Source organism: Paenibacillus sp. FSL E2-0177 (assembly GCF_037992975.1).
GTDB classification, from domain to species: Bacteria; Bacillota; Bacilli; order Paenibacillales; family Paenibacillaceae; genus Paenibacillus_AQ; species Paenibacillus_AQ odorifer.
On the sequence record NZ_CP150307.1, the window covers coordinates 1,958,307 to 1,980,617 of the forward strand.

The following is a 22,311-nucleotide window of genomic DNA, read 5'->3' on the forward strand; positions in this document are numbered from 1 at the left end:
AAGGGGCAATGAAATGAATAGCAACCTGCAAAGTGGCGGATTAATCCTAAAGGCTGATGAATCTCTTTTTATTACGGATATTAAAAATTATTCAGGAACCTATTCTTTAGATAGAGCGAATGATCAAGCAGTGCCTATTCATTATGAGGGTTTGTTCTGGTTCATGAATGAGGCTGGAAATTTCCTTTATTACAGTGATCAGTTAAAGGGGAATGTGCTCTGTAAGCTTGATATTGTAAAGCAACATACAGAAGTATTGTTAGACAAACCTTGTTATCAGCTTCAGCGACATGAAGATTGGATCTACTATATTCACGAGGAGGACCATCGATTGTATCGCTGTGCTACTAGTGGTAAACGTGATATAAAGCTGATTGATGAGCATGTGGAGAGTTTTCTCTTGTATGAAGGACAAATCTACTATGCTACACCAAATGGGATTAAGAGGAGCATAGAATCCGGTGAGGCTAGTGAAAGGATTAGTGAAATGGTTACAAGTTTACTGATCCGAATAGGAAGTAAACTGTGTTTTCCAGATGCCGGGAATGGACACCGCTTGACGCTGCTTGATGTGGAGCGTGATACGGTAACTGTGGTAGACAATATAGATGCCCTTAGTATGAGCTCGGATGACAAATATATTTATTGTGCTAACCGATTAAATGACAACAGTATATATCGAGTGGATCCATTGCATGGAGGGAGTATTCGAATATCTGGGGAAAGCGCGGACTATTTACATGTTCTGGACAATGATCTTTATTTTTGCAGTGGTCGTGAATGGCATCGAATCTCTCTATTTGGTGGAGAGGCGGAGACAATAACCTTTATAGGAAGGTAGATCTAATGAGCTATGAATTCAGTCGTCAGCCCCGTTTCCTACCGGATATGCCCCGGGGAGAAATTGATGTTCCTAATCCACCTATGATTAACGAGAAACCAGAAATCTCTTGGTTCGGAATATTGCTTCCACCTATCGTAATGTTGATTATTACCGTATTAATCGCAATGACTTCACAGTCTATCTATTTACTGATCTCAGTTGCGACTACAGTAATGACACTGATTGGGTCATTGACAGGAGCAACTTCTCAGATTCGGAAATATAAGCTAAAGAAGAAGGAACGGGAAGAAAAATATCTTCAATTTATAACCGATGTCCGCAGCGAATTGTCGATAGCTCGCGAACAACAGGTAAAAGCCATGAATGAAATGAGCCCGGAACCTGCGGAATGTGTGCAACGAATCCTGCGCAGGGATAACAAGCTATGGGAAAAAACGCCTTCACATAATGATTTTCTGGCTCTGCGGATCGGGGTGGGAAGTGTACCGCTGGAACTGCACATCAAATACACCAAACAGGCGATCATCCTTGAAACGGACCCGCTGTTGATGGAGCCGCAGAGATTGGCCATGGAATTCGAGAAGGTCTCGAATGTTCCCATAACGGTTAATCTGGTGACTTCCGAAATATGCGGGATTGCCGGTGAAAGCGATAAAACAGCTGTGCTAATAAAGCTGATGCTGCTACAGCTTGTGACTCATCATGGTTATGACGATGTCAGGGTTATTGTTCTTGCCGCAGAGGATGAATTGGAGAAATGGGATTGGCTGAAATTTGTACCCCACCTATGGGATGACGGGTTTAATATCAGATTCCTTTTATGTGGTAAAGCCATTGCCCATCAGACCTTGTCCGAGATTTATGGCTCTTTGAAGGAACGGGAGATGAGGTCTTTGAGCGGTGGTGTATTGCCCCATTATCTCTTTATTGTAGAGGACGCTTCCTTGCTTGAGAATGAGCTAATCAGTAAATATTTGTACAACGGCAGTGTAAAGCTTGGAGTATCAACCCTTTTTATCGCCAAGAATTCCGCTTATCTGCCCATGAACTGTAAAACGGTTATTCATTTAAACGGAAAAAGTGGTGAAATGGCCAATCGATTAACCGGAGAGAAGATCGTGTTTACTCCAGACCAGGCAGACATAAATGATTTAGATCTAGTCGCGAGAAAGCTCGCACCGCTTCGTATTAAAAATTCAAGTGCTAGTTTCTCGCTTCCATCCTCCATCACGCTGATGGAAATGCTACAGAACGAAAAGGTGTCTGAAGTAAATGTAATTCTGAACTGGACCCGCAACAAAACCTATATGGGCATGAGCGTACCTATAGGGGTGAGAGCTGGCGGAGAAGCTTTATTTTTAGATATGCATGAGACGGGGTTTGGGCCCCATGGTCTTGTAGCCGGAACAACAGGTTCTGGCAAAAGTGAGTTACTGCAAAGTATCATCGTATCCCAAGCCATTCATTACCATCCCCATGATATTGCTTTTGTTCTCATCGATTACAAAGGGGGAGGCATGGCAGATGTATTTAAAGGAATGCCTCATTTGGTCGGTACCATTACGAATTTGGATGGAAATCAAACGACGAGAGCACTATTGTCTATCAAAAGTGAGCTCATGCGGCGGCAACGTGTCTTCTCGGAATATGGCGTGAACAATATTGATAAATACCAGAAATTATTTTATAGCAAAGATGTGAAAGGTAACATGCCAGCTATTCCCCATCTGATTATGATTGCGGATGAGTTCGCGGAGCTTAAGCAGGATCAACCGGATTTCATGAAAGAGCTTGTAAGTACGGCCCGGGTAGGTCGAAGCCTTGGCGTCCATTTGATCCTTGCCACCCAGAAGCCTGCCGGCGTAGTGGATGACCAGATATGGAGTAACTCGAAATTTAAAATATGTCTTAAAGTGCAGGATGAGGCTGACAGTAGGGATGTTATTAAACGTCCTGATGCGGCCATGATTAAGGAACCGGGACGGGCGTATATACAGGTCGGAAATGATGAGATCTTTGAGTTGTTCCAATCTGCGTATTCTGGTGCTGATTATGATCCGAAAGGCGAACTACAGAAACAGGAGAACAAGCCCAAACGAATCTATAAGGTAGCTCTGAATGGTAGAAGCGAGCAGATCTTTCCGCTTGAAGAAGAGAAAATCTCCAAAAATGAGTCCGCTTCCCAGCTCCATGCCATGGTTGAATACATTACAGAAACCGCCAAGCAATATGGGATTTCTCCAATGAAAGGGCCTTGGCTACCGCCACTGCCTGATGTAGTCTACCTCGATTTATTGCTGCCGAATAGCTTAGCAGAAGGTAGATGGCCGCAGCAGCAGAAACTGCTCAGTGTGCCAGTGGGGCTCATGGATGATCCAAGAGGACAGAGACAGGAAGCGCTGGAGATAGATTTTGCATCTGAGGGGAATCTGTTTGTCTATGGAACGCCGGGTACAGGTAAAACTGTGTTCCTCAAAACGTTATGTTTATCGCTGGCTCTGATGTATCCGCCGGAGGACGTCAATATCTATATTATGGATTTTGGCGGAAGCTCACTTAAAGCTATGGAGAAGCTTCCTCATGTCGGTGGGGTAATGACACTGGAGCAAGAAGATAAAATTGACCAATTTATGCGCTTTATGTTCAGGGTTATGGAGGATCGAAGAACGCTGTTTCAAAATAATGGAAGTGAAGGGTTCAATGATTACCGTAGAAGTGGACGAAAACTGCCCGCATTTATAGTCATAGTCGACAACTACTTTGCTTTATCGGAGACCTACGAAGATTTTGACGCTCAAATGGTGCTGCTGGCTCGTGAAGGTTTTAAATACGGTATTTATATGGTCGCTACAGCAACCAATAGTGCTTTGGTCAGATATAAATTTTCGGTTAACTTCAAAATGGCGATCAGCTTCCAGATGACTGAGAAGAGTGAATATGATGGTATTGTAGGACGAACGGAAGGCTTGGAACCCGCAAAGGTTGCAGGCAGAGGATTGGTAAGAGGCAAGCCGCCTTTGGAATTTCAGACTTCGCTTCCTGAATATCAACATACTGCTACCGAGCTCATCTTGAAGAGAATGGAGGCTTTGAATCTAAGTGGAGCCGCACCAATTCCGGTGATGCCTTCTACGATTGATCTGCGGCAGCTCAATAATAATACAGAGCAACTGGCCATAGGCTTGGGCAACAATGATTTACAGCCTGTGTTTATAGACCTTGTTGCAACACCAGTGCTGATGATAGCTGGAGAGGCTATGTCAGGAAAGAGCACTTTACTTGTATCGTGGATGAAGCTGATGAGCGAAAAGCAGGATATAGAGGTATATGCGCTGGATTCATCTGCTATGGGCATTTATGAACTGATACAACAGTCTTACGTAACGGATTTATCGAACGTGGATGATTTGGACAATTTCATTGATGGGATCAAAGAACAATTGGAAACTAGACGCAGTGAAATTCTCTCATGCAGAATGTCCGGTGGTGACGTTGGCGCTCTGATGAAACAGTGGAAGCAGATCATCTTCGTTATTGATCGTCTAAGTGAATTTACGAGCGGAGACAAGTACATGCTGCATGAGCTGATTGAACGAATTGTGAAGCAAGAACGCGGTATGAAGGTAGCTGTTCTAGCGGCAGATAACACAAGTGATCTTACCTCTAATTGGGATTCCTTGGGCAAGACTATCCGAGAAGAACAGACCGGGATTTTGCTAGGAAGAATGAAAGAACAAAATCTTTACAATGTTTCTTTACCTTACGGAACCCAGGAGAAAGAAGGGGAGCAAGGTGATGGCTATCTCATTGTAAAGAATAAATATACCGGATTAAGATGTGCCGTATGGAGTAAGGAGAATCGAGTTAATGCGGGAGTAGGAGTTTAGGATGGAGGTGTAGCTAGTGTCAGTTAGTCCATCAGAAATCAGGGGAAACGCTTCACAGATCCATAGTCTAACTAATGAAGTAAACAGTACTTCAAAAAAACTGCAAAGCGATTATACACAATCGGCCAGCTATTGGACCGGTACGGCTTCTAGGGCATTTCAAAGTGAATACAACGAGCTGGATAGCGAAATGAAGACCCTGCTCACAATGCTGGGTAGGCTCGAAAGTGGGGTCCAAAGAGTGGCTTCAGAAGTGATCCGTGCTGAACAGGAAAGAGAAGAAAAGCGAAGACTAGCAGAGAAGGCGGCGCAAGAGGCACTGAAACAAAAGCAATTAGAAAAACAAAAGCAAAGCCAGAAGTAATGACAGGGTTGTTGAGATATAAATGCTTTGAAAGGAGGTGAATAATGTGGCGGGAAACAATCTTACATTTAATCCGGATCAGGCACTAGGTGTAGCTAAGTCTATTAAAACCAAAGCAAATAATGCAGATACTCTTATCAAACAATTGCAATCTGAAATTCATGCCGTTAGCGGTTGGTGGCAAGGAGAATCACAAACAGCTTTTATACAACAATTCGATGGACTTATGCCTAGTTTTAAGGAAATGGTTCTCTGTGTAGAGAATATCAGTAAGAACCTAACGCAAATTGCTAACATCAAGCAACAAGCCGAGCAAGAAATGGCAAGTAAACTGCGTGGAAAATAATGCTGGCAAACATAACAAGGCAGATTTTGAGCCATCTGCCTTGTTAGTATGATTTTAATGTGAATTTATTTGGGGGGATCTGTAAGTGAAGCTGACCGAACAACAATACATAACACTGGCATCAGTTGTAGAAGCAGCAGACGGTCTCGAACTGACGGATAGTCTGGCTTTTGCTGGTGCAGCAGCCTATGCCTATAGAGATGAGCATGATGATAGATTAATTATCTTTACATATAAAGGAAAAGATTGGCTTGCGGATCTGCAGTCTCTGTTAAGCGGTCAGAGCAGCATGCCGGAGGAAGCATCAAGATTTTTATTAAAAAACAAAGGGGAGAAGGATTGCCAGGTTACTGGTTATTCCATGGGCGGTGCCTTAGCTCTTTATGCAGCAACGGTTAATGAGGGGATTGGTGGTGTGGTATTCGACGCACCAGGTATAGCAAACATTCTGACTGTGGAGCAAAAGGGAAAGCTTCAGGTTAAAAATATTGTGGCTTATAACAGTCTTGTATCCGCGTTAGGCAAACACAACGAAGAGATTGTATTTGCTAAATCGGGTATAGAAGAAACGGAATTTCTAATTCCTGATTCGCTTTGGCAGCGCTATACCTTTGACGCTGAGGGGAATGTGATTATAGGTGAAAAAGGGAATGCCTATGCTTTGCTATCTAAGATTAATATCCTAACGGAAGAGCATACGCCTGTTTTTGATGCTGTTATGAGTGGATTTGGGGATACCGTCGGACTAACAGAAGCTGCATCGGACCATTTGGGTTACGTGATATTTACCTTAATAGATCAGTTGGATGTAGGAAAAGTGCGAGGTGCACTGATTGAAATTGCCCACAAATATGAACGAATGTTGGATGCGAAGTTCAGCGAGTGGAGAACCGAAATGAATAATATTCCGGAATCCTTCTTATTCGATGACATCTCTGCGAAATTTGAACAACTATCTGAAGCAGCCATGCTAGAGGCAGCGGGAATAGCAGAAGAGCTTAATGAAATCACGCAAGCTGTCTTATCCATCCTACTGATTTGCAGTCCGGTAGGGGATAAGCTGATGGACCATGTAGAGGAATGGTTGAATAAACTGACAAATGCCCTCATGGAACGTATGGAGAAACTAACGAACCAAATGACATTACATCTAGATAAGGTGGTTGAAACAACCATGAATCAAATGCTCAAATTTCCAGAATTGAAGCTGGATTTTGAATTCTGATTACTAACTGGAATCGCCATCAAAAAGGAGTGAAGCCAGCATGAAAAAGATTTATACAAGGAAGGTGTTGACTCTGATGTTGATATTATCAATGTTCAGCTTTATGGGATGTGGCTCTAGAGAGGAGAAAAGTGAAAAGAAAATTTTGAGCTCCTTGCAGGAAAAGTATGGCGAGGAATTCATCCTTGATGGCATAGGCGGCGGTTGGGGAACGATGAACAACAATACATTGAAGGCGACTGTGCATCCTAAGAAGGATGACACGATTAATGTACGGGTGGAAATCACGAAGGATTTGGAAAAGGTGTATGACAACTATTTAAACCAGGTGGTAGCAAAAAAAGACGAACCAATGATTCAAGCAATCGCTGCTAGCATTTGGCCTGACAGTAAAATTATCGTTGCCAACGAAACGGGGTTGGTTTACCCCAAACATAACGATACAAAGCTTTCCTACGAGCAATTTCTGAAGTTATATCCAACGAATACGCTGGTGATTTCAGTCTATTTAAATAGTGATAACTATGTTGATGGTAATGGAGATATGGACCAAGAGGCAGAAATGAGAAAATATATGGATTTTGCAAAAATACTAGCAGAAAATAAATATGTGAGTAGTCTGATAGGGATAGGATACCTCACTCCAGAGGCCTATGGTCGATTAGAAGAGGTCAAAAAGGCAGAGGAAAGTGTTGACATATATTTTAGTGACGAAACTAAAAAAACCGGAATTATTAATATAGTTACAATGGCTGGATTCAAATTAGGAGTTGATGGAAAGATTGTAGAATCTCAAGACAAGATTAGAGAATTCTTTGATATATGGAAAGAGGACAGAATAAAAAGAATGGAACAAAGAGGGGGATTGTAATGGACGATACGCTTACAGAGGTAGAGTTAAAGCAGATCTCGCAACTTGTTTATTTAGATATACTCAACATTAAGGATTTGGAAAAAACTTATGCATTATATAAAAAAATCACTCTCGGCGAAGTTCTCAACTTCTACGCTTCTCCCGCAGGTCAGCAACAATTAAAAGAACGCTTTCCTGACGATCTTAACGGAGTCAAAGAATACAAGCAGTGGAATGATCTCATAGAGCAGATGAATATATCTGATTATCAGAATTGGGAAATCTCCAATATCGTCTCTCATAATAAAAAAGAGGAATCAGGTTTTGTTGCATTTACAGTAGATACCAAGAACGGGTCAAAGGTAGCGGCGTTCCGGGGTAGTGAACCAATGGATAACCCGCTTTACCATAATGACTGGAAAAACAACGGAACAACTGCATATGCCCTTGAATCTTTACAACAGGCGGAAGCTAAAGAATATATGAATAATTTCAAAATAGATGCGGGTTATGAATTGTTTCTGACTGGGCACTCGCTAGGAGGTAATCTAGCCCTATATTCCTCTTTTATATTACCTGAGAATTTACGGAACCAACTAACTTCCGCATCAACGTTTAATGCACCGGGATTTAATGGAACCTTGCTTGATAAACACAGGGCCACTATAGACGAATTGAATGAGAATGACAAAATTAAAGAGTTCAGAAATAAAAATGACATCGTTCCGGCCCTATTTCAAAATCCATCGGCAGGTATTTACATTGATACTGAATCTGAAAGGAATACCGTCCTGCCACATCATTCCTTATTCTCACTGAAGATCGACGGGAACAATGAGTCCTTTCAACGTTCAGAGTCACAGACTCGGGCTTTGGTTCCTAACCTAGTGCATAATATTACAGTTGGTCTGGAAATTGTGCCGGGCCCCCTAAAGGAAGCATTGGTCGAAGGGATTTTCAAAGTATTGGATGGGGAAGTAGATCTGCGGCCATTAGCGTTTGCGGGAGTAGCCGTAGTTGGACTTTTAATGGTGACAGTTGGGCCCGTTGCAGTTGTTACTGCGGCGCTTACTGCAGCGTTAGCTGCGCTCGTTGTCACTATAAAAGCTCTGGTTGCGCTTTATGTGATTGGTTTTGTAATTGACAGTGTGATTCCCTGGATTGAGCAAAGGGTGGAGGATATCAAGGAGAGAGTAGTTTCCTTTTATAATCAAAGTGTTGAATTTGTAACGAATATGGTGACAGAAGCTGTCCGAGTGACTAATTTGATCGGTGATAAAATTGCGGAGTTTTCACAAAAGGTAAAGCACGCAGTTTCTGATTTTATGACGAAAATGAAAGAGGGCTTCAATCGTTTTGTAGAGAATGCCATTCAATATGTTGAAGCTCAGAAGGAATATTGGATTAGTGTAAAAGACAAAGCGATGAAGAAAATGGGGGATATATTCCAAAGTGTAAAATCTAAAATTAAGAAAACAAAGGAAGAATTTATCGCTGGCGCACGCACGATTAAAGATTCAGCGATCAGCAATGTTAAATCGACCGTAACGAAAACCATTACGAAGATTGCAGTTGCATCTGCTAGTGTCATTCAAGGAGCTAAGATCTTGGCGAATATGGATAAACTGGAGAGTCTGCAGAAAAGTCTGGTGCGTAAGGAAGAGAGCATTGCTGAAGTCGTCGAGAGGATATTATCTATAGCTTCTGGAGTAAGTTCTAACGTGGGCAGGGCTTACAGTGAATCTTATGTTCAAGCTCAATTAAGAGAAGTTCAACGTTTAAGCAATGAAGTCCGGACGCAGAAAAATCGTGTAACAACAGCGATAAACGGAAAAACTGCAGGTTTAAGATACACTGTTACAAAATATCGAGAGATTGAATCTAAAATTGTTGCTGCTGCCCGTGCAAGTACTACCACAATACACCTGAACTAATTATATCAGGAAATAGAAAGATAAATTTGAGAGGAGCAATTATATGAAAAAAATAATTAGTTCGCTGCTTTTATTACTAATGGTATCCCTGATGACTTCTGCATTTTCAGGTTTTGCAGCAAGTCTTCCATTGAGAGTAGTAGTAAATGGAGAAAAAGTTATTTTTCCAGACGCCCAGCCTTTTATCGATGCGCAGCAAAGGGTACAGCTACCCGTGCGTTTTATAAGTGAAGCGCTTGGAGCTAAGGTGTTATGGGACAGTAAGGCTAAAAAGGCAACAATCTCGCTTGAAGGCAAAACAATGGGTGTCTATATCGGGAAAAAGAGTTATGAGCTCAATGGAAAAACAAAACAAATGGACACGGCTGCATTGTTCAAACAGTCAAGAACTTTTGTCCCACTTCGATTTGTATATGAAGGACTCGGTGTAAACGTGAAATGGGATGATGCTGTGAAGACGGTCTACATCACTACTCCTTCAGGTGAAATAGCTACCTCTGATAAGCCTGCTACGGGAGAATCAACGAATGGAGCCAAGACCGTAACGATTCATGGGTTTGAAATCCCGTATACCCATCTGGGGGCCAATCTAGAGTCGACTTATATTACCGATTCACAGCTGACAGTATACAACAATGATGATCGGAAAGCAGGTCAGTATCTTTTTCAAATTACAATTACATTTACTAATATAGGCTCTGACCCTGCACTGGAGGCGAAGGAAGCGGAGAATATTCTTAGACAAAACATTGAGGGCGATGTCGTAGATTCGATTATGAAGTATGTTAGAACAAAAACAAAAAGAATGGATGAGCTAGATTATAAAGTCTTCCAAAGCAAAGATTATAAAATTGATGTAGACTCTCCTGGTATGGGGGATATAGGAATCGCAGTATGGCCGAAGTAGGAGAGGTGAAGGTATGAAAAAATCGATATGGCTTAGTATAGTGACAATATTCTTATTCCAATCTATAGCTTCTTCAGTTTTCTCTGAAGAGTCAGTGAATGATACTTCTAACAATCTTCCAAAAACAGCGACAGCTGTTATCGAGAAGATCAATAAAGATATGGCGGAGCTCTATAAAAAATCTAATTATTACACAATGGAGACTAATAAAGGAAAGTTAAGAGAGGATTTGTTACAAAACCAGATAAAATCTAACAATAGTAATTTTGAGATTGTCTATGGTGGAAATCATGAATGGCTTGAGCATAGCAATATGTTTGCTTTTTCCGGGTATTCGATTGATGGGGACTCGGTCTCAACTGAGGGAGCTCCATGGTATGCTGGATGGAGCGGGATTCAAATTCAGAATTTTAATATGATTAAGGAACCTTGGAAGGACTCTGGCGTAAAATCAAGCTACAAAATTAGAAAAAATGATTTTGATGCATTTGTAGGTAGGGATATTGAGTATCTAGTGAATTCCGGCGGGACTTTTGAGCAGGCTATTCTTACTGGACTAAACCTGAGCTATGCCGGTAAGAAATATGAACGGTTCATCTATAACAATCAAGACAAGGAGTATAAAGACAGGGTTGTATACACTCAGAATACTACACCGTCTAAGGGAGGGCGATGGATAGATTATGTTCACGTCCTGCAACCGCCTACCTATCTGTCTTGGGGATCAGGGAGGATTTACATCCAAGGTTCCAACGGAAATATTACTTACTTAGGCATTCCTATCGCACCGTTTATTTTGCAGGTAAATGATTTATCCCCTCATTTCGAAACTTTGCCAACCGGCGCGGTAGCTGGACAAGAGGTAACCGTTGGAATCAGACTCAGATCCAGCTTCGCCACCCAGAAAACAACAGATTACGCTTGGAAGATCACGAGTAACGGAAAGGAAATCCCTGTAAGATACCATGGTCATGCGTCAACGTTAGCAGGTGAAATTATGCTTGCGGCTAATACGGCTGACAATATTCTTTTCGCGACATTTACAATGCCTGATGAGGACGTATACATCCAGTTTAATCTGAACAGGCTGAAGTCACCTAATGAAGTCTTTTACGGAAATAATGAGATTTACGGATGGATTAAGAAGGTCAACTCGATGCCAACAACTAAAGGCTCCTTCGATCTGGATTATAATGTGTTATCGAAAAAAGTGAAATTCGGGTTAGCCGATGGCGCTGCTATAAAGGCTGTTCTACAACCGCAATATTCTGATTTTACTTGGAGTGGGAATGCTACAGGCGCTTTGGAAGTAATCAATAATTCGGATACTATCTATCGTTATTTCCGTGTGGAGAATAATCCGCTGGTTAACGATGCCGCCAGTACTATAGTTAGACAACCTGACATCATAGCTAGTCTACAGCGCCCTGATTTTGGTGATGATCCTGTTAACGGTAAGTGGTACATTAATCCGGCTCCGTATACACCTAATCAAAAGTCAGGTAATATCAGTTTCCAGGGTACTGTGAGCAGAAATTTCACTCGTAATTATCAGGTGTGCAGCACAACAAAGAACGGGGAAGGTAAAGATGTTGAATCTTGTCAAACATATACGGAGAGCGGCAGCACTTCAGCTCCGTTTACACCAGGTGAGGATGTCAAAACCATTCGGACTTATATTTATAATGGGGCCAAACAAATAGCACCTAAGCTGTACAAGAATTCAATAGACAAGAATAAAGCGGATTCTTTGATTCGAAAGCTCTTCTGGACAAGTGAGCCTTACAATTATAATGTAATCCGCTGGATGGCTCATGAAGATGAAAATAAGAACTTACAGGATTGGACGAAAGTAAAGGGGCAATTCGAGCGAATCTTCACACAACAGGCAAGCGGAGATATCGGCTGGAAGGTAGAGAATAGCATGGCTCAAGCTTATAAGAAAGCCAGAGCTACCGCTAAAAAAATGCTTAACGACAAATCTAATTATGATACCGCCGTGTTTGCTACGGATAAGCAACTTCAAGGGTATGATTATCCGATTAAATCCGGATATTATTTTAATCCTGTTGGAACGTATACCTTTACACTGGAGACAGTTACGTTTAAAGATACGGATAAAGACACGAAGGACCATAAGGATCTTGTTGAGGAACTTACGAATTCTTTCCGATATGAAACTGATCTTATGTATATCAATAATGATAAAGTTGCGGTCAATCTGCGGAATGAACCACTGAGCAAAAACGGGAATAACTTTGCAAGAAAGCCAGCAGCTTTATCCGTAGAGGATAACACCGGAGTGAATGATGCGAAGTTGCTGACGGTGGAGAACAGCTTTACTAAAGATGTGGAAGAGATCCCATATTCACAAGAAAGAGAAAGTGATAAAGGCACCCATGAATTCTGGAAGAATATATTAGAGGGTTACTCACAGTCTAGTACACTGGGAAGCTTCAACAATTTCAAATACCGTGAATATGTGGGCTTGAATCAGAATATGTACAAGATCACGGAAAAGTCTACGGTGACGATTACGATTAATAAGGACCATATTCCTGTCTATACTACAGCTGAAATGCCAGATGGGAAGTACTATGTTAAGGCTTGGCTGGCAGATGTGGAGCTCTCCAAGAGTACCAACGCGTACAAATCACTGGGCAAGCTTGTCGGCATTAAGCCGCTGGATCAAATTGAGGTTACGGTAAAAGGCTCTATGTTTGATGACTTAAATAATTAAACATCAATAGTCTCCCTTCATGCAAAAAAGCATGAAGGGAGTTTTATTATTGTGATAGCGCTTCATCCAACGTATAATAAGGGCTGTTGATTGTTTTATTTTATATTAATTTTTATTTTCAAACTGGATGGCGGATTATTGCTTAATGGAGAAGGGAGATAGTTGCTATGAAGTTATTGGGAGCGATTGAAGCAGGCGGAACGAAGTTTGTATGCGGAATTGGTTATGAGGACGGTACCATTCTGGACCGAGTTAGCTTTCCGACAACAACACCGGAAGAAACGATGGGACTCGTAATCGACTATTTTAATGGGAAGAATGTAGAAGCTTTTGGTATTGGATCGTTTGGACCGATTGATCCCGTGCTGGACAGCCCTACTTATGGTTACATAACAACGACACCAAAACCTCACTGGGGACAATATAATTTGGTAGGTACAATGGCTGAGCAATTTAACGTGCCAATCGGTTTTGATACGGATGTGAATGGTGCAGCGCTTGCGGAAAGTAAATGGGGAGCGGCTAAAGGTCTGGACAGCTGCCTTTATATTACGGTTGGGACAGGCATTGGAGCGGGAGCAGTAGTTGGAGGTCAGATGGTGCATGGATTGTCTCATCCTGAGATGGGGCATATTCTAGTTCGCAGACATCCAGAGGACACGTTTGAGGGCTACTGCCCTTATCATGGCGATTGCCTTGAAGGGTTAGCAGCAGGTCCGGGGATTGGCAAACGCTGGGGACAACCAGCAGGCGAGCTGCCTGTTGACCATCCAGCTTGGGATATGGAAGCTCATTATCTTGCACATGCACTTATGAATTACGTGTTGATTCTGTCTCCCGAAAAAATCGTAATGGGCGGTGGTGTCATGAAGCAAAGCCACTTGTTCCCGCTAATTCGTACCAAGCTGCAGGAGCTGCTGAAGGGTTATGTTCAGCATCCAGCGCTAAATACCGACATCGATAATTATGTTGTGCCACCGCAGCTTGGAGATAACGCAGGACTTGCAGGTGCGATTGGACTGGCAACTTTAGCTATGGCAAGAAACTAGTATAAAAAGATATTGACTGTTAGGAAATATATGGTATTGTAGGATCTAACAGTATAGCATTTAATGAGGGAGCACCTCTTTCACGTTTATCGTGAGAGTGGTGCTTTTTTGCGTTTTCCGAGTCTGACAGTGTGGGATTCACATCAGCGAATAAGTAGCTCAGACCGGTAGGTATAGTGCTTGCTGAAGACTAGAAAGGCAGGGATGAATATGCAAATTGTATTTATGAATCGCTTATCCAGAATATCTGGGGTGGATCAAGAGGTGTTCGCTCAGCTATGGATTGGAGAGGAAGAAGGAGTGTGGAGCCTGGGCTGGCGTGATTTTTCAGGCGGTGAGGAAACACAGGAGCATTTGTGGTACGCGGGTGGTTCATGGAATGAAATGCTTTGTGTTTACAGGCATGAGCTGGCGGTGAAGATGGGGGATGGCTATCGGCCGTTGATTGATGGCGTATTTCATGAAGAAGACGGCCTTACCGGGCGTAATCAGGAGCAGCTAAGGCTGCAATATTACAGTGAATATAATGGCAACGAAGCTATTTATGAGGAGTTATGTGCTTGGCGCCGCAGCCGAGCTTCTAGTGAACGGAAAGCCCCTTACATTCTTGCCAGCAATCGTTTGTTACGTTTGATAAGCACTTTCTTGCCACATACACCAGAGGAGCTGCTGCAGATCCCTGGTGTAGGGGAAGGAAAGGCAGCCCAATATGGCACGGATTGGTTGGCTATAACCTCTACGGCTGCAAGGGAACATTCCTTTCCTTTGAATTGGGTACACCAAGAAATTGAGGAGGATTCTTTTGTATCCTGGCTCTATAAACAGAAAGAGGTCAAATATAAGAAACAGCTAGAAAGACTGCGATTACGGCGAATTCTGCTGCAAGGGATCGAGAATGGGTTAGGGTTAGAACAGCTTAAGGTGAACAGTGGAGTGAACCGTCGCGAACTGATTGAAGCGGTAGAGGAGCTGGAAAGAGAAGGTTATTGCGTGGAGAAACTGATCGAGGTAGAACTGAAAAATGTGCCGCAGAATGAGCAGGAGGCGATATGGAATGCCTATGCAGAGGTTGGAGATCTTTTTCTAAAGCCAGTGCTGCATAAGGTGTATGGGGAGGATTTTTCAGCAGCAGAAGGGCTGGATAGCTATTATGAACGCCTGCGGCTGATCCGCATTCGTTTCCGGCGGGAGCAAGCTGCTAAAGTGGGCATGGCGACCAGTTTCTAGTAGCTTTTTCTCATATCAAAAAGACGAAGGCTTCCTTACACCATAGGGTTAAAGGGCCTTCGTCTTGCCTATTCGTCCGTTTATTTTCATAGCCATTCTTTCTTGCGGAATACATACAGCATCCCACAGCCTAACGTCAACATTAGACCTATAACGGCAAAATAACCGTATTTCGTATGCAATTCCGGCATATGATCAAAGTTCATCCCATAGATTCCGGTAATTACGGTCAAAGGCATGAATATCGTTGTAATCGCGGTAAATACTCTCATAATTTCATTGGCGCGGTTGGCGATACTGGATTGGTAGGCCTCACGTAAGTTGCCCATGAGATCGCGGTACGTCTCAAAAGTTTCGGATATTTTAACTGCATTTTCATAAATGTCGCTAAAGTATTTCTGCAGCTGATCATCAATCAGACGGAGGTCTTTTTTATTCAGGGTATTGATAACCTCTTTCTGTGGTCCCAGCATCTTCTTTAACCATAAGATCTCACTTCGCAGACCGATAATCTCACTCAGATGAGATTTCTTGGTATGCATTAGGATATCCTCTTCAAGCTTCTCAATCCGGGCTTCAATTCGGTCACCTACGGAGAAATAATTATCTACGACAAGGTCGATAAGCAGGTAAAGGAATTGGTCGGGTTCGCTAACCTCTTGTTCCCATAACATGGGCTTCAGGACGCGTAGCTCGTGAATCTTTTGTTTCGTTACAGTAATAATATAATGTCTGCCCAAGAATATATTGAGCGCCCGCAGGAAGATTTCCTCATCATCAAAGCGGATGCTGTTTACAACAATAAAGTAATGACTTTCGTATATTTCGATCTTTGGACGTTGATCCTCTTCACTAAGGCAATCCTCAACAGCGAGATCATGCAGGTTGAACAGGGGCTGAAGCAGCTCCAAATCCTCCACATCTGCATCAATCCAATAGAACCCTTCTGTTGGGGGTGTCAATGTTTCATCAATTTCATCAATAGGTGTAAAAACCCCTGCATTCACCAGCCGGATTTTCATCTGATTCCACTCCTTCTATCCCCGGGTCTTCACCAGGGACTGCTAATTAAGCACAGAGAAAAAATCAGCTTGGCCGGCGTTACAATCAATACAAGAGGCCGAATGACGATTCGAGGGCATGAAGAAGAACTGCTCCCGCCGCCGGCAAGCTGATGATTATCCTGTGTGGTTGCTCATTCTGTACACTTAATTGCGAGCTCGGGTCGCCTTCCATTCTTCTTCTCACCTCTTCTTTTCGTTCAGGTATGAAATACTTGTCTAGTATAACAACGGAGTATGCCTCTTTCAAGCAAATTTATTGTTACTTTGAGGCTACTTCAGCATTGTATGGACTTGACGAAAAGGAGGTTCATGATTTAAAGTAAATTTTAAAGAAATTTAATTGAATACAGCTAAATCTTATCAAGAGCAGGTGGAGGGACTAGCCCTATGAAACCCGGCAACCGGCGTGTGAACGCACGGTGCTAATTCTTGCGGAACTTTGCTGACGACTAAACCCCGTCCAAAAGTTTCTGGCAGATGAGAGAGGCGCATATGACTGTAGATATGACCTTTCTCGTTTTCCGAGAAAGGTCTTTTTATTGTTCAGAAAGCCGCGATGTGACAACATAACCTAAATACAGTTAAGGAGTGGAAAGACAATGCCAATTAAAATTCCCGACAGTTTACCAGCAAAAGAAATACTATCCGGTGAAAATATTTTTGTGATGGATGATAGTTTGGCTTTCCATCAGGATATCCGCCCACTAAGGATTGCTATTCTGAATCTCATGCCGACTAAAGAAACGACGGAGACTCAATTGCTGCGTTTAATAGGAAATTCACCGCTACAAGTTGACGTTACCTTGCTGCACCCACGCTCACATACTTCTAAGAATACTTCTGCTGAGCATTTGAGAAGCTTTTACAAAACTTTTGACGAGATCAGCCACCGCCGTTTGGATGGTCTTATTGTTACAGGAGCACCCGTAGAGCAAATGGAGTTTGAGGAAGTATCCTATTGGGAAGAGCTAAAAGAGATTTTTGAATGGAGCAAGGATAATGTGACCTCGACCATGCATATCTGTTGGGCGGCACAGGCAGGGTTGTATCATCATTTTGGTGTTCGTAAAGTGGCTTTGCCTGAAAAATGTTTTGGAGTATTCTCCCATACGATTAACCAAAATAACATTAAATTGCTGCGCGGCTTTGACGAGGTATTCCATGTACCGCATTCCCGTCATACCGATGTCTCCCGCGAAGATATTGAGAGCAATCCAGATCTGCAGATTCTGGCGGAATCCGAAGAAGCTGGTATGTATCTAGTAGCTACGACCGACGGCAAACAAATATTTGTGACCGGACATTCCGAATACGATCCATTATCCTTGAAATGGGAATATGATCGTGATTTGGAGAGGGGCATGGAGATGGCCTTGCCGAAACACTATTTCCCTAAAGATGATCCAGAACAAACACCTCCTGCAGTGTGGCGTGCACATGCCAACTTATTATTCTCTAATTGGCTCAATTACTATGTATATCAAGAGACACCTTACGATATCGACCCGATTGTTTATTAAGATCAGCGCTACATTACAATTTAGGAGGCATTTATCATGGACGACAAACTTAGGATTGAAAGCAGACTGGCACAAATAGGTTCACAAGAAGATCCGGCTACCGGAGCCATTAATTTCCCTATCTATAATGCTACGGCATTCCGTCACCCGAAGCTTGGGCAGAGCACAGGTTTCGATTATAGCCGTACCAAAAGTCCAACCCGTTCCGTACTAGAGAATGCGGCTGCGGAATTGGAGTCTGGTGATGCAGGTTTTGCCTGTAGTTCTGGGATGGCAGCTATTCAAACCATATTTACCCTGTTTGGGCAAGGCGATCACTTGATCGTTTCGCTGGATCTTTACGGCGGGACCTATCGTTTGTTGGAACGAATTATGTCCAAGTTTGGAATCACTGCTTCCTATGTAGATACGAATGATTTGGATGCGCTTGAGGCTTCACGTCTTCCAAATACGAAGGCGATATTTATTGAAACGCCAACGAATCCTTTGATGATGGTTACGGATATTGCAGCCGTTGCTACTTGGGCCCGTCATCATGGGCTGCTCACAATTGTAGACAATACACTGCTGACTCCATTTTTCCAGCGTCCTCTGGAATTAGGTGCGGACATTGTAGTCCATAGTGCTACCAAATATTTGGGCGGACACAATGATGTACTTGCGGGTCTTATTGTATCTAAAGGAGCTGAATTATCCGCTGAAATAGCGATTCTACATAACTCTATTGGCGCTGTGCTTGGGCCAACAGACAGTTATCAGCTGATGAGAGGCATGAAGACACTGGCCCTGCGTATGGAACGGCACGAGAGCAATGCGCTAGCAATTGCCCGCTATCTACAAGAGCATCCGGCGATTGCGGAAGTGTTCCATCCAGGCCTGCCGGATCATCCGGGATATGAAATCCAGAATCGCCAGTCCTCGGGCAATACCGGAATTTTTTCTTTCAAATTAAAAGATGCCAGATACGTAGAACCTCTGCTTCGTCATATCCGGCTTATTGCCTTCGCGGAGAGCCTCGGCGGGGTTGAATCGCTAATGACCTATCCTGCAGTACAGACGCATGCGGATATTCCTGTGGAAATTCGGAATGCGGTGGGTGTAGATGATCGATTGCTGCGCTTCTCGGTCGGTATTGAACATGCGGAGGATCTAATTGCTGATCTTGGTCAAGCTTTAGAGGCTGCGCGAGCGGAAATCGAAACGAAGTAAAAGTAACGGCAACCCAGATCGGCACCGAATGCTGGGAAATATCGAGGATCTATCTCACCGTTGATTTAGAGCTGGTGTTGGACGCAGGATGAAATAGAGCTGTCTCATAAGCCGGGAATTGGCTGCTGGGATAGCTCTTCTTTTTGGACTTTTTGCTATTGGACACAGCTGACCTTAGACACAGCATTATTACACATTTGGAATGTTAACGGACTCCACAGCAGCTATTGCGCTAAAAACCAGCCTTCATGAGTCTCTTGTCAAGGAATAGCGTCGCTGGAGTCCAGAACTATGCTCCAAAGGCTAAATACTAACTAATAACGTCATCTGTGTCCGGCAGCCTCAAGGAATTTTGATTCACCGGGTGCAGGCAGCAATGTAAGGACTCTTTCTGCTGGATGGTATCTTGCTAAGAAAGTAAAAAGTTTTTCAAGCTGTTCAGATTGTGATACGATGAGGAAATGAACTGTTCATTTATTAAAATATAAGGTATAAGTTACATACTATACTTTATCCTTATGTTACTACGAGAAACGGTTGTTATCTCTAAAGGACGACAACGTTATTTTTCTTGTGATTTTGTGAATCTACCATATCCCTAAGGGTTTAAAAGGAGGATGCGAACGATGAGTACGATAGATCTTATTTTGGATAAAGCCCTGCGGGGTGACCGTCTCCAATTGGAAGATACCATCCGACTATTCGAGAGCAACGAAATTGAGAAAATGGGTGCTGCTGCAAACACTATTATGGAACGCTGGCATCCGGACCCGTTAGCCACATTTGTAATTGGCCGTAATATTAACTATACGAATGTATGTGATGTGTACTGCCGTTTTTGTGCTTTTTACCGCAGACCAGGCTCGGATGAAGGCTATGTGCTGCCAGATGAAACGATTTATCAAAAAATTGCTGAAACGATTGCTGTTAATGGTACAGAAATTCTTATGCAAGGTGGAACTAATCCTAACCTTCCATTTAGCTACTATACAGATATACTGCGCGGAATTAAGCAACGTTTCCCTGAGATTACAATGCACTCCTTCTCTCCTGCGGAGATTATGAAGATGAAAGAAGTATCAGGATTACCACTGGAACAAGTGGTTCGTGAAATTCATGCTGCGGGTCTGGATTCCTTGCCAGGCGGAGGCGCAGAAATTCTTGATGACCGTACACGCCGCAAAATCAGCCGGCTAAAAGGCTCGTGGCGCGAGTGGATGGATGTAATGCAGACAGCACATAAAGTGGGTATGAATACAACAGCAACAATGGTGATTGGGCTTGGAGAAAGTATGGAAGAACGAGCTTTGCACTTACTACGTGTACGTGAGGCTCAGGATGAGTGTATTGCCAACAAATATGATTCTGAAGGTTTCTTGGCCTTTATCTCATGGACATTCCAGCCGGACAATACCAACCTGAAGCTGGACAGACAAACGCCTGAGGAATATCTGAAGACGGTAGCGATCAGCCGCCTTGTGTTGGATAATATTAAGAACTTCCAATCTTCTTGGGTCACTATGGGGCCAGAGGTCGGCAAGCTCTCCTTGCAATATGGCTGCAACGATTTCGGCAGCACAATGATTGAAGAGAACGTAGTATCTTCGGCGGGTGCGACTTATAAGGTAAACATCGAGTCGATTACTCAGCTGATTCGCGAAGCAGGCAAAGTTCCAGCGCAGCGGAATACACGTTATGATATTCTGCGGGTGTTCGATGATCCTAATGCGAAGATTGATAATGATTTTGTAATGCAGAACTAATATATATTAATTATTAATCAACGCTTGATGCTTGTTAATCCTTAAGTGGATTACTGAGCATCAAGCGTTTTTTTTGTAAGGTTAGGATTACGATCATTAGCAAGCCTTATTGCAGAACACATCTGAATCTTCGCTTGTTATATCATCCGCTAGGCGTACGGACCCAGTGGACCTTAATTGCAAATTCAGCGCTTCTTGAGTCGGGGTTCGGACCCCAGCGACGCTATTCCTTGAAAAGAGCCCCATATAGGCTGGTTTTTAGTGCAATAGCGACTGTGGGGTCCGATAGCATAGGGAAAATCGGAAAATGTGGCGTATAAGAGCATCAGTGTCCGATAGAGCTGATGTATACGAACAATATGAACTAATGTTAACTACACAAACGAGGGTTGGTGTGGAGTACGCCTTTTAACGAAGCTTTATATAAATGTGAACATAAAAATATTTTTTTATTTCTTTTTACCCATTCACATTATTATCCAAAAGTGATATCATAATCATATCAAAAGAATATCTAGTGGGGGTGCTTTTATGAAAGAGAAAACGCTTCGTCCTGTCAGTGGATTTTGGGTTCTCGCCTTAATTGCAGTTTGTTTAGCTGGGGGAATTTATGGTGCGGTTCAAGAGTATGTCGCAGTGCCAGTCATTCTGTTCGTTGTAGCTGGGATATTATGTACAAGTGTTACGGTTGTGCAGCCCAATAAGTCGGTTGTAGTTACCTTTTTCGGGCAATATGTAGGGACTATCGTGACAAGTGGCTTGTTTGCAGTCATTCCGTTCAGTTTGCGCAAGACGGTTTCCCTCCGCGTACGTAACTTTAACAGTGTCAAGCTGAAGGTTAATGATGTGGAAGGTAATCCGATTGAAATTGCTGCAGTTATCGTATTTAAGGTAATTAACTCTGCAAAAGCGCTTTTTGATGTAGATAAATATATGGCGTTTGTGGAAATTCAAAGTGAAACAGCGCTGCGTCATGTGGCCAGTAAATACCCGTATGATAACTTCAATGAATCGGGCATGTCCCTGCGGGCCAATGCAGATGAGATTGCTAAAGAATTGGCAACCGAGCTGCAAGAACGTTTGTCGATATCTGGTGTAGAGGTCATTGAAGCGCGGCTCACACACTTGGCTTATTCCACAGAGATTGCCAGTACAATGTTGCAACGTCAGCAAGCATCTGCAATTCTGTCCGCTCGTCAAATCATTGTTGAAGGCGCCGTGGGCATGGTCGATATGGCGATTAAACAGCTTAAAGAGAGTGGCGTGGTTGAGCTTGATGAGGAACGCAAAGCGGCGATGATTAATAATCTGATGGTTGCGATCGTGTCGGAGCGCGGAGCGAGTCCGGTCATTAACGCCGGCTCGTTGTACTAAGGCGG

General features: G+C 43.0%; 16 protein-coding genes and 1 riboswitch. Of the genes, 15 read left to right on the plus strand and 1 reads right to left on the minus strand.

Translation table 11 applies throughout. The annotated features are described in order from the left end of the window. Positions 1–13 precede the first annotated feature (13 nt). From MHI25_RS08595 to MHI25_RS08645, 11 genes are all read left to right on the plus strand, one after another. A complete protein-coding gene (locus MHI25_RS08595) occupies positions 14–841 on the plus strand; it encodes a DUF5050 domain-containing protein (protein WP_076281076.1) in 828 nt (275 codons plus the stop codon). A gap of 5 nt (positions 842–846) precedes the next feature. Then, the gene (essC, locus tag MHI25_RS08600) at positions 847–4,731 is read left to right on the plus strand and encodes a type VII secretion protein EssC (RefSeq protein ID WP_340395253.1); all 3,885 of its coding nucleotides are present in this window, start codon (positions 847–849) and stop codon (positions 4,729–4,731) included. 16 nt (positions 4,732–4,747) lie between these two features. Then, positions 4,748–5,095, plus strand: a complete 348-nt coding sequence (locus MHI25_RS08605) for a WXG100 family type VII secretion target (protein ID WP_340395254.1) — start codon at positions 4,748–4,750, stop codon at positions 5,093–5,095. 46 nt (positions 5,096–5,141) lie between these two features. After that, positions 5,142–5,441 (plus strand): WXG100 family type VII secretion target, encoded by a 300-nt coding sequence (locus MHI25_RS08610; protein WP_036684485.1) that lies wholly within the window; start codon positions 5,142–5,144, stop codon positions 5,439–5,441. An 85-nt stretch (positions 5,442–5,526) separates the two neighbouring features. Further along, a complete protein-coding gene (locus tag MHI25_RS08615) occupies positions 5,527–6,666 on the plus strand; it encodes an Mbeg1-like protein (RefSeq protein WP_339190243.1) in 1,140 nt (379 codons plus the stop codon). A gap of 40 nt (positions 6,667–6,706) precedes the next feature. After that, positions 6,707–7,537 (plus strand): hypothetical protein, encoded by an 831-nt coding sequence (locus tag MHI25_RS08620; protein WP_076281072.1) that lies wholly within the window; start codon positions 6,707–6,709, stop codon positions 7,535–7,537. Next, positions 7,537–9,453, plus strand: a complete 1,917-nt coding sequence (locus tag MHI25_RS08625; RefSeq protein ID WP_340395255.1) for an Mbeg1-like protein — start codon at positions 7,537–7,539, stop codon at positions 9,451–9,453. Before MHI25_RS08620 ends, MHI25_RS08625 begins: the two co-directional genes overlap by 1 nt. 43 nt (positions 9,454–9,496) lie before the next feature. Beyond that, positions 9,497–10,360: a copper amine oxidase N-terminal domain-containing protein gene (locus MHI25_RS08630; RefSeq protein ID WP_339172584.1), complete on the plus strand. Its 864-nt coding sequence runs from the start codon at positions 9,497–9,499 to the stop codon at positions 10,358–10,360. Between the two features lie 13 nt (positions 10,361–10,373). Continuing rightward, positions 10,374–13,100, plus strand: coding sequence for a hypothetical protein (locus MHI25_RS08635; protein WP_339172587.1), 2,727 nt, complete (start codon positions 10,374–10,376; stop codon positions 13,098–13,100). 167 nt (positions 13,101–13,267) lie between these two features. Beyond that, positions 13,268–14,149, plus strand: coding sequence for an ROK family protein (locus MHI25_RS08640; protein WP_340395256.1), 882 nt, complete (start codon positions 13,268–13,270; stop codon positions 14,147–14,149). Between the two features lie 210 nt (positions 14,150–14,359). Continuing rightward, a complete protein-coding gene (locus MHI25_RS08645; RefSeq protein ID WP_340395257.1) occupies positions 14,360–15,376 on the plus strand; it encodes an HRDC domain-containing protein in 1,017 nt (338 codons plus the stop codon). A gap of 86 nt (positions 15,377–15,462) precedes the next feature. Here MHI25_RS08645 and corA read toward each other — a convergent pair whose 3' ends face one another. Beyond that, positions 15,463–16,398, minus strand: coding sequence for a magnesium/cobalt transporter CorA (corA, locus tag MHI25_RS08650; RefSeq protein WP_036684479.1), 936 nt, complete (start codon positions 16,396–16,398; stop codon positions 15,463–15,465). 396 nt (positions 16,399–16,794) lie between these two features. Then, positions 16,795–16,924, plus strand: a riboswitch (SAM riboswitch). A gap of 115 nt (positions 16,925–17,039) precedes the next feature. Between corA and metA the strand changes: the two genes are divergently transcribed. The 4 genes from metA to MHI25_RS08670 all read left to right on the plus strand — a co-directional run bounded on the left by metA (position 17,040) and on the right by MHI25_RS08670 (position 22,306). Continuing rightward, complete coding sequence (gene metA / locus MHI25_RS08655; protein WP_076281068.1) at positions 17,040–17,960, plus strand: homoserine O-succinyltransferase; 921 nt, start codon at positions 17,040–17,042, stop codon at positions 17,958–17,960. 36 nt (positions 17,961–17,996) lie between these two features. Then, positions 17,997–19,169 (plus strand): PLP-dependent transferase, encoded by a 1,173-nt coding sequence (locus MHI25_RS08660; protein WP_076184683.1) that lies wholly within the window; start codon positions 17,997–17,999, stop codon positions 19,167–19,169. 626 nt (positions 19,170–19,795) lie between these two features. After that, positions 19,796–20,932 carry a cyclic dehypoxanthinyl futalosine synthase gene (mqnC, locus tag MHI25_RS08665; protein ID WP_076184682.1) on the plus strand — a complete coding sequence of 379 codons (1,137 nt, stop codon included), beginning with the start codon at positions 19,796–19,798 and terminating at the stop codon, positions 20,930–20,932. A 531-nt stretch (positions 20,933–21,463) separates the two neighbouring features. Continuing rightward, the gene (locus tag MHI25_RS08670) at positions 21,464–22,306 is read left to right on the plus strand and encodes an SPFH domain-containing protein (protein WP_076281067.1); all 843 of its coding nucleotides are present in this window, start codon (positions 21,464–21,466) and stop codon (positions 22,304–22,306) included. Positions 22,307–22,311 lie beyond the last annotated feature (5 nt).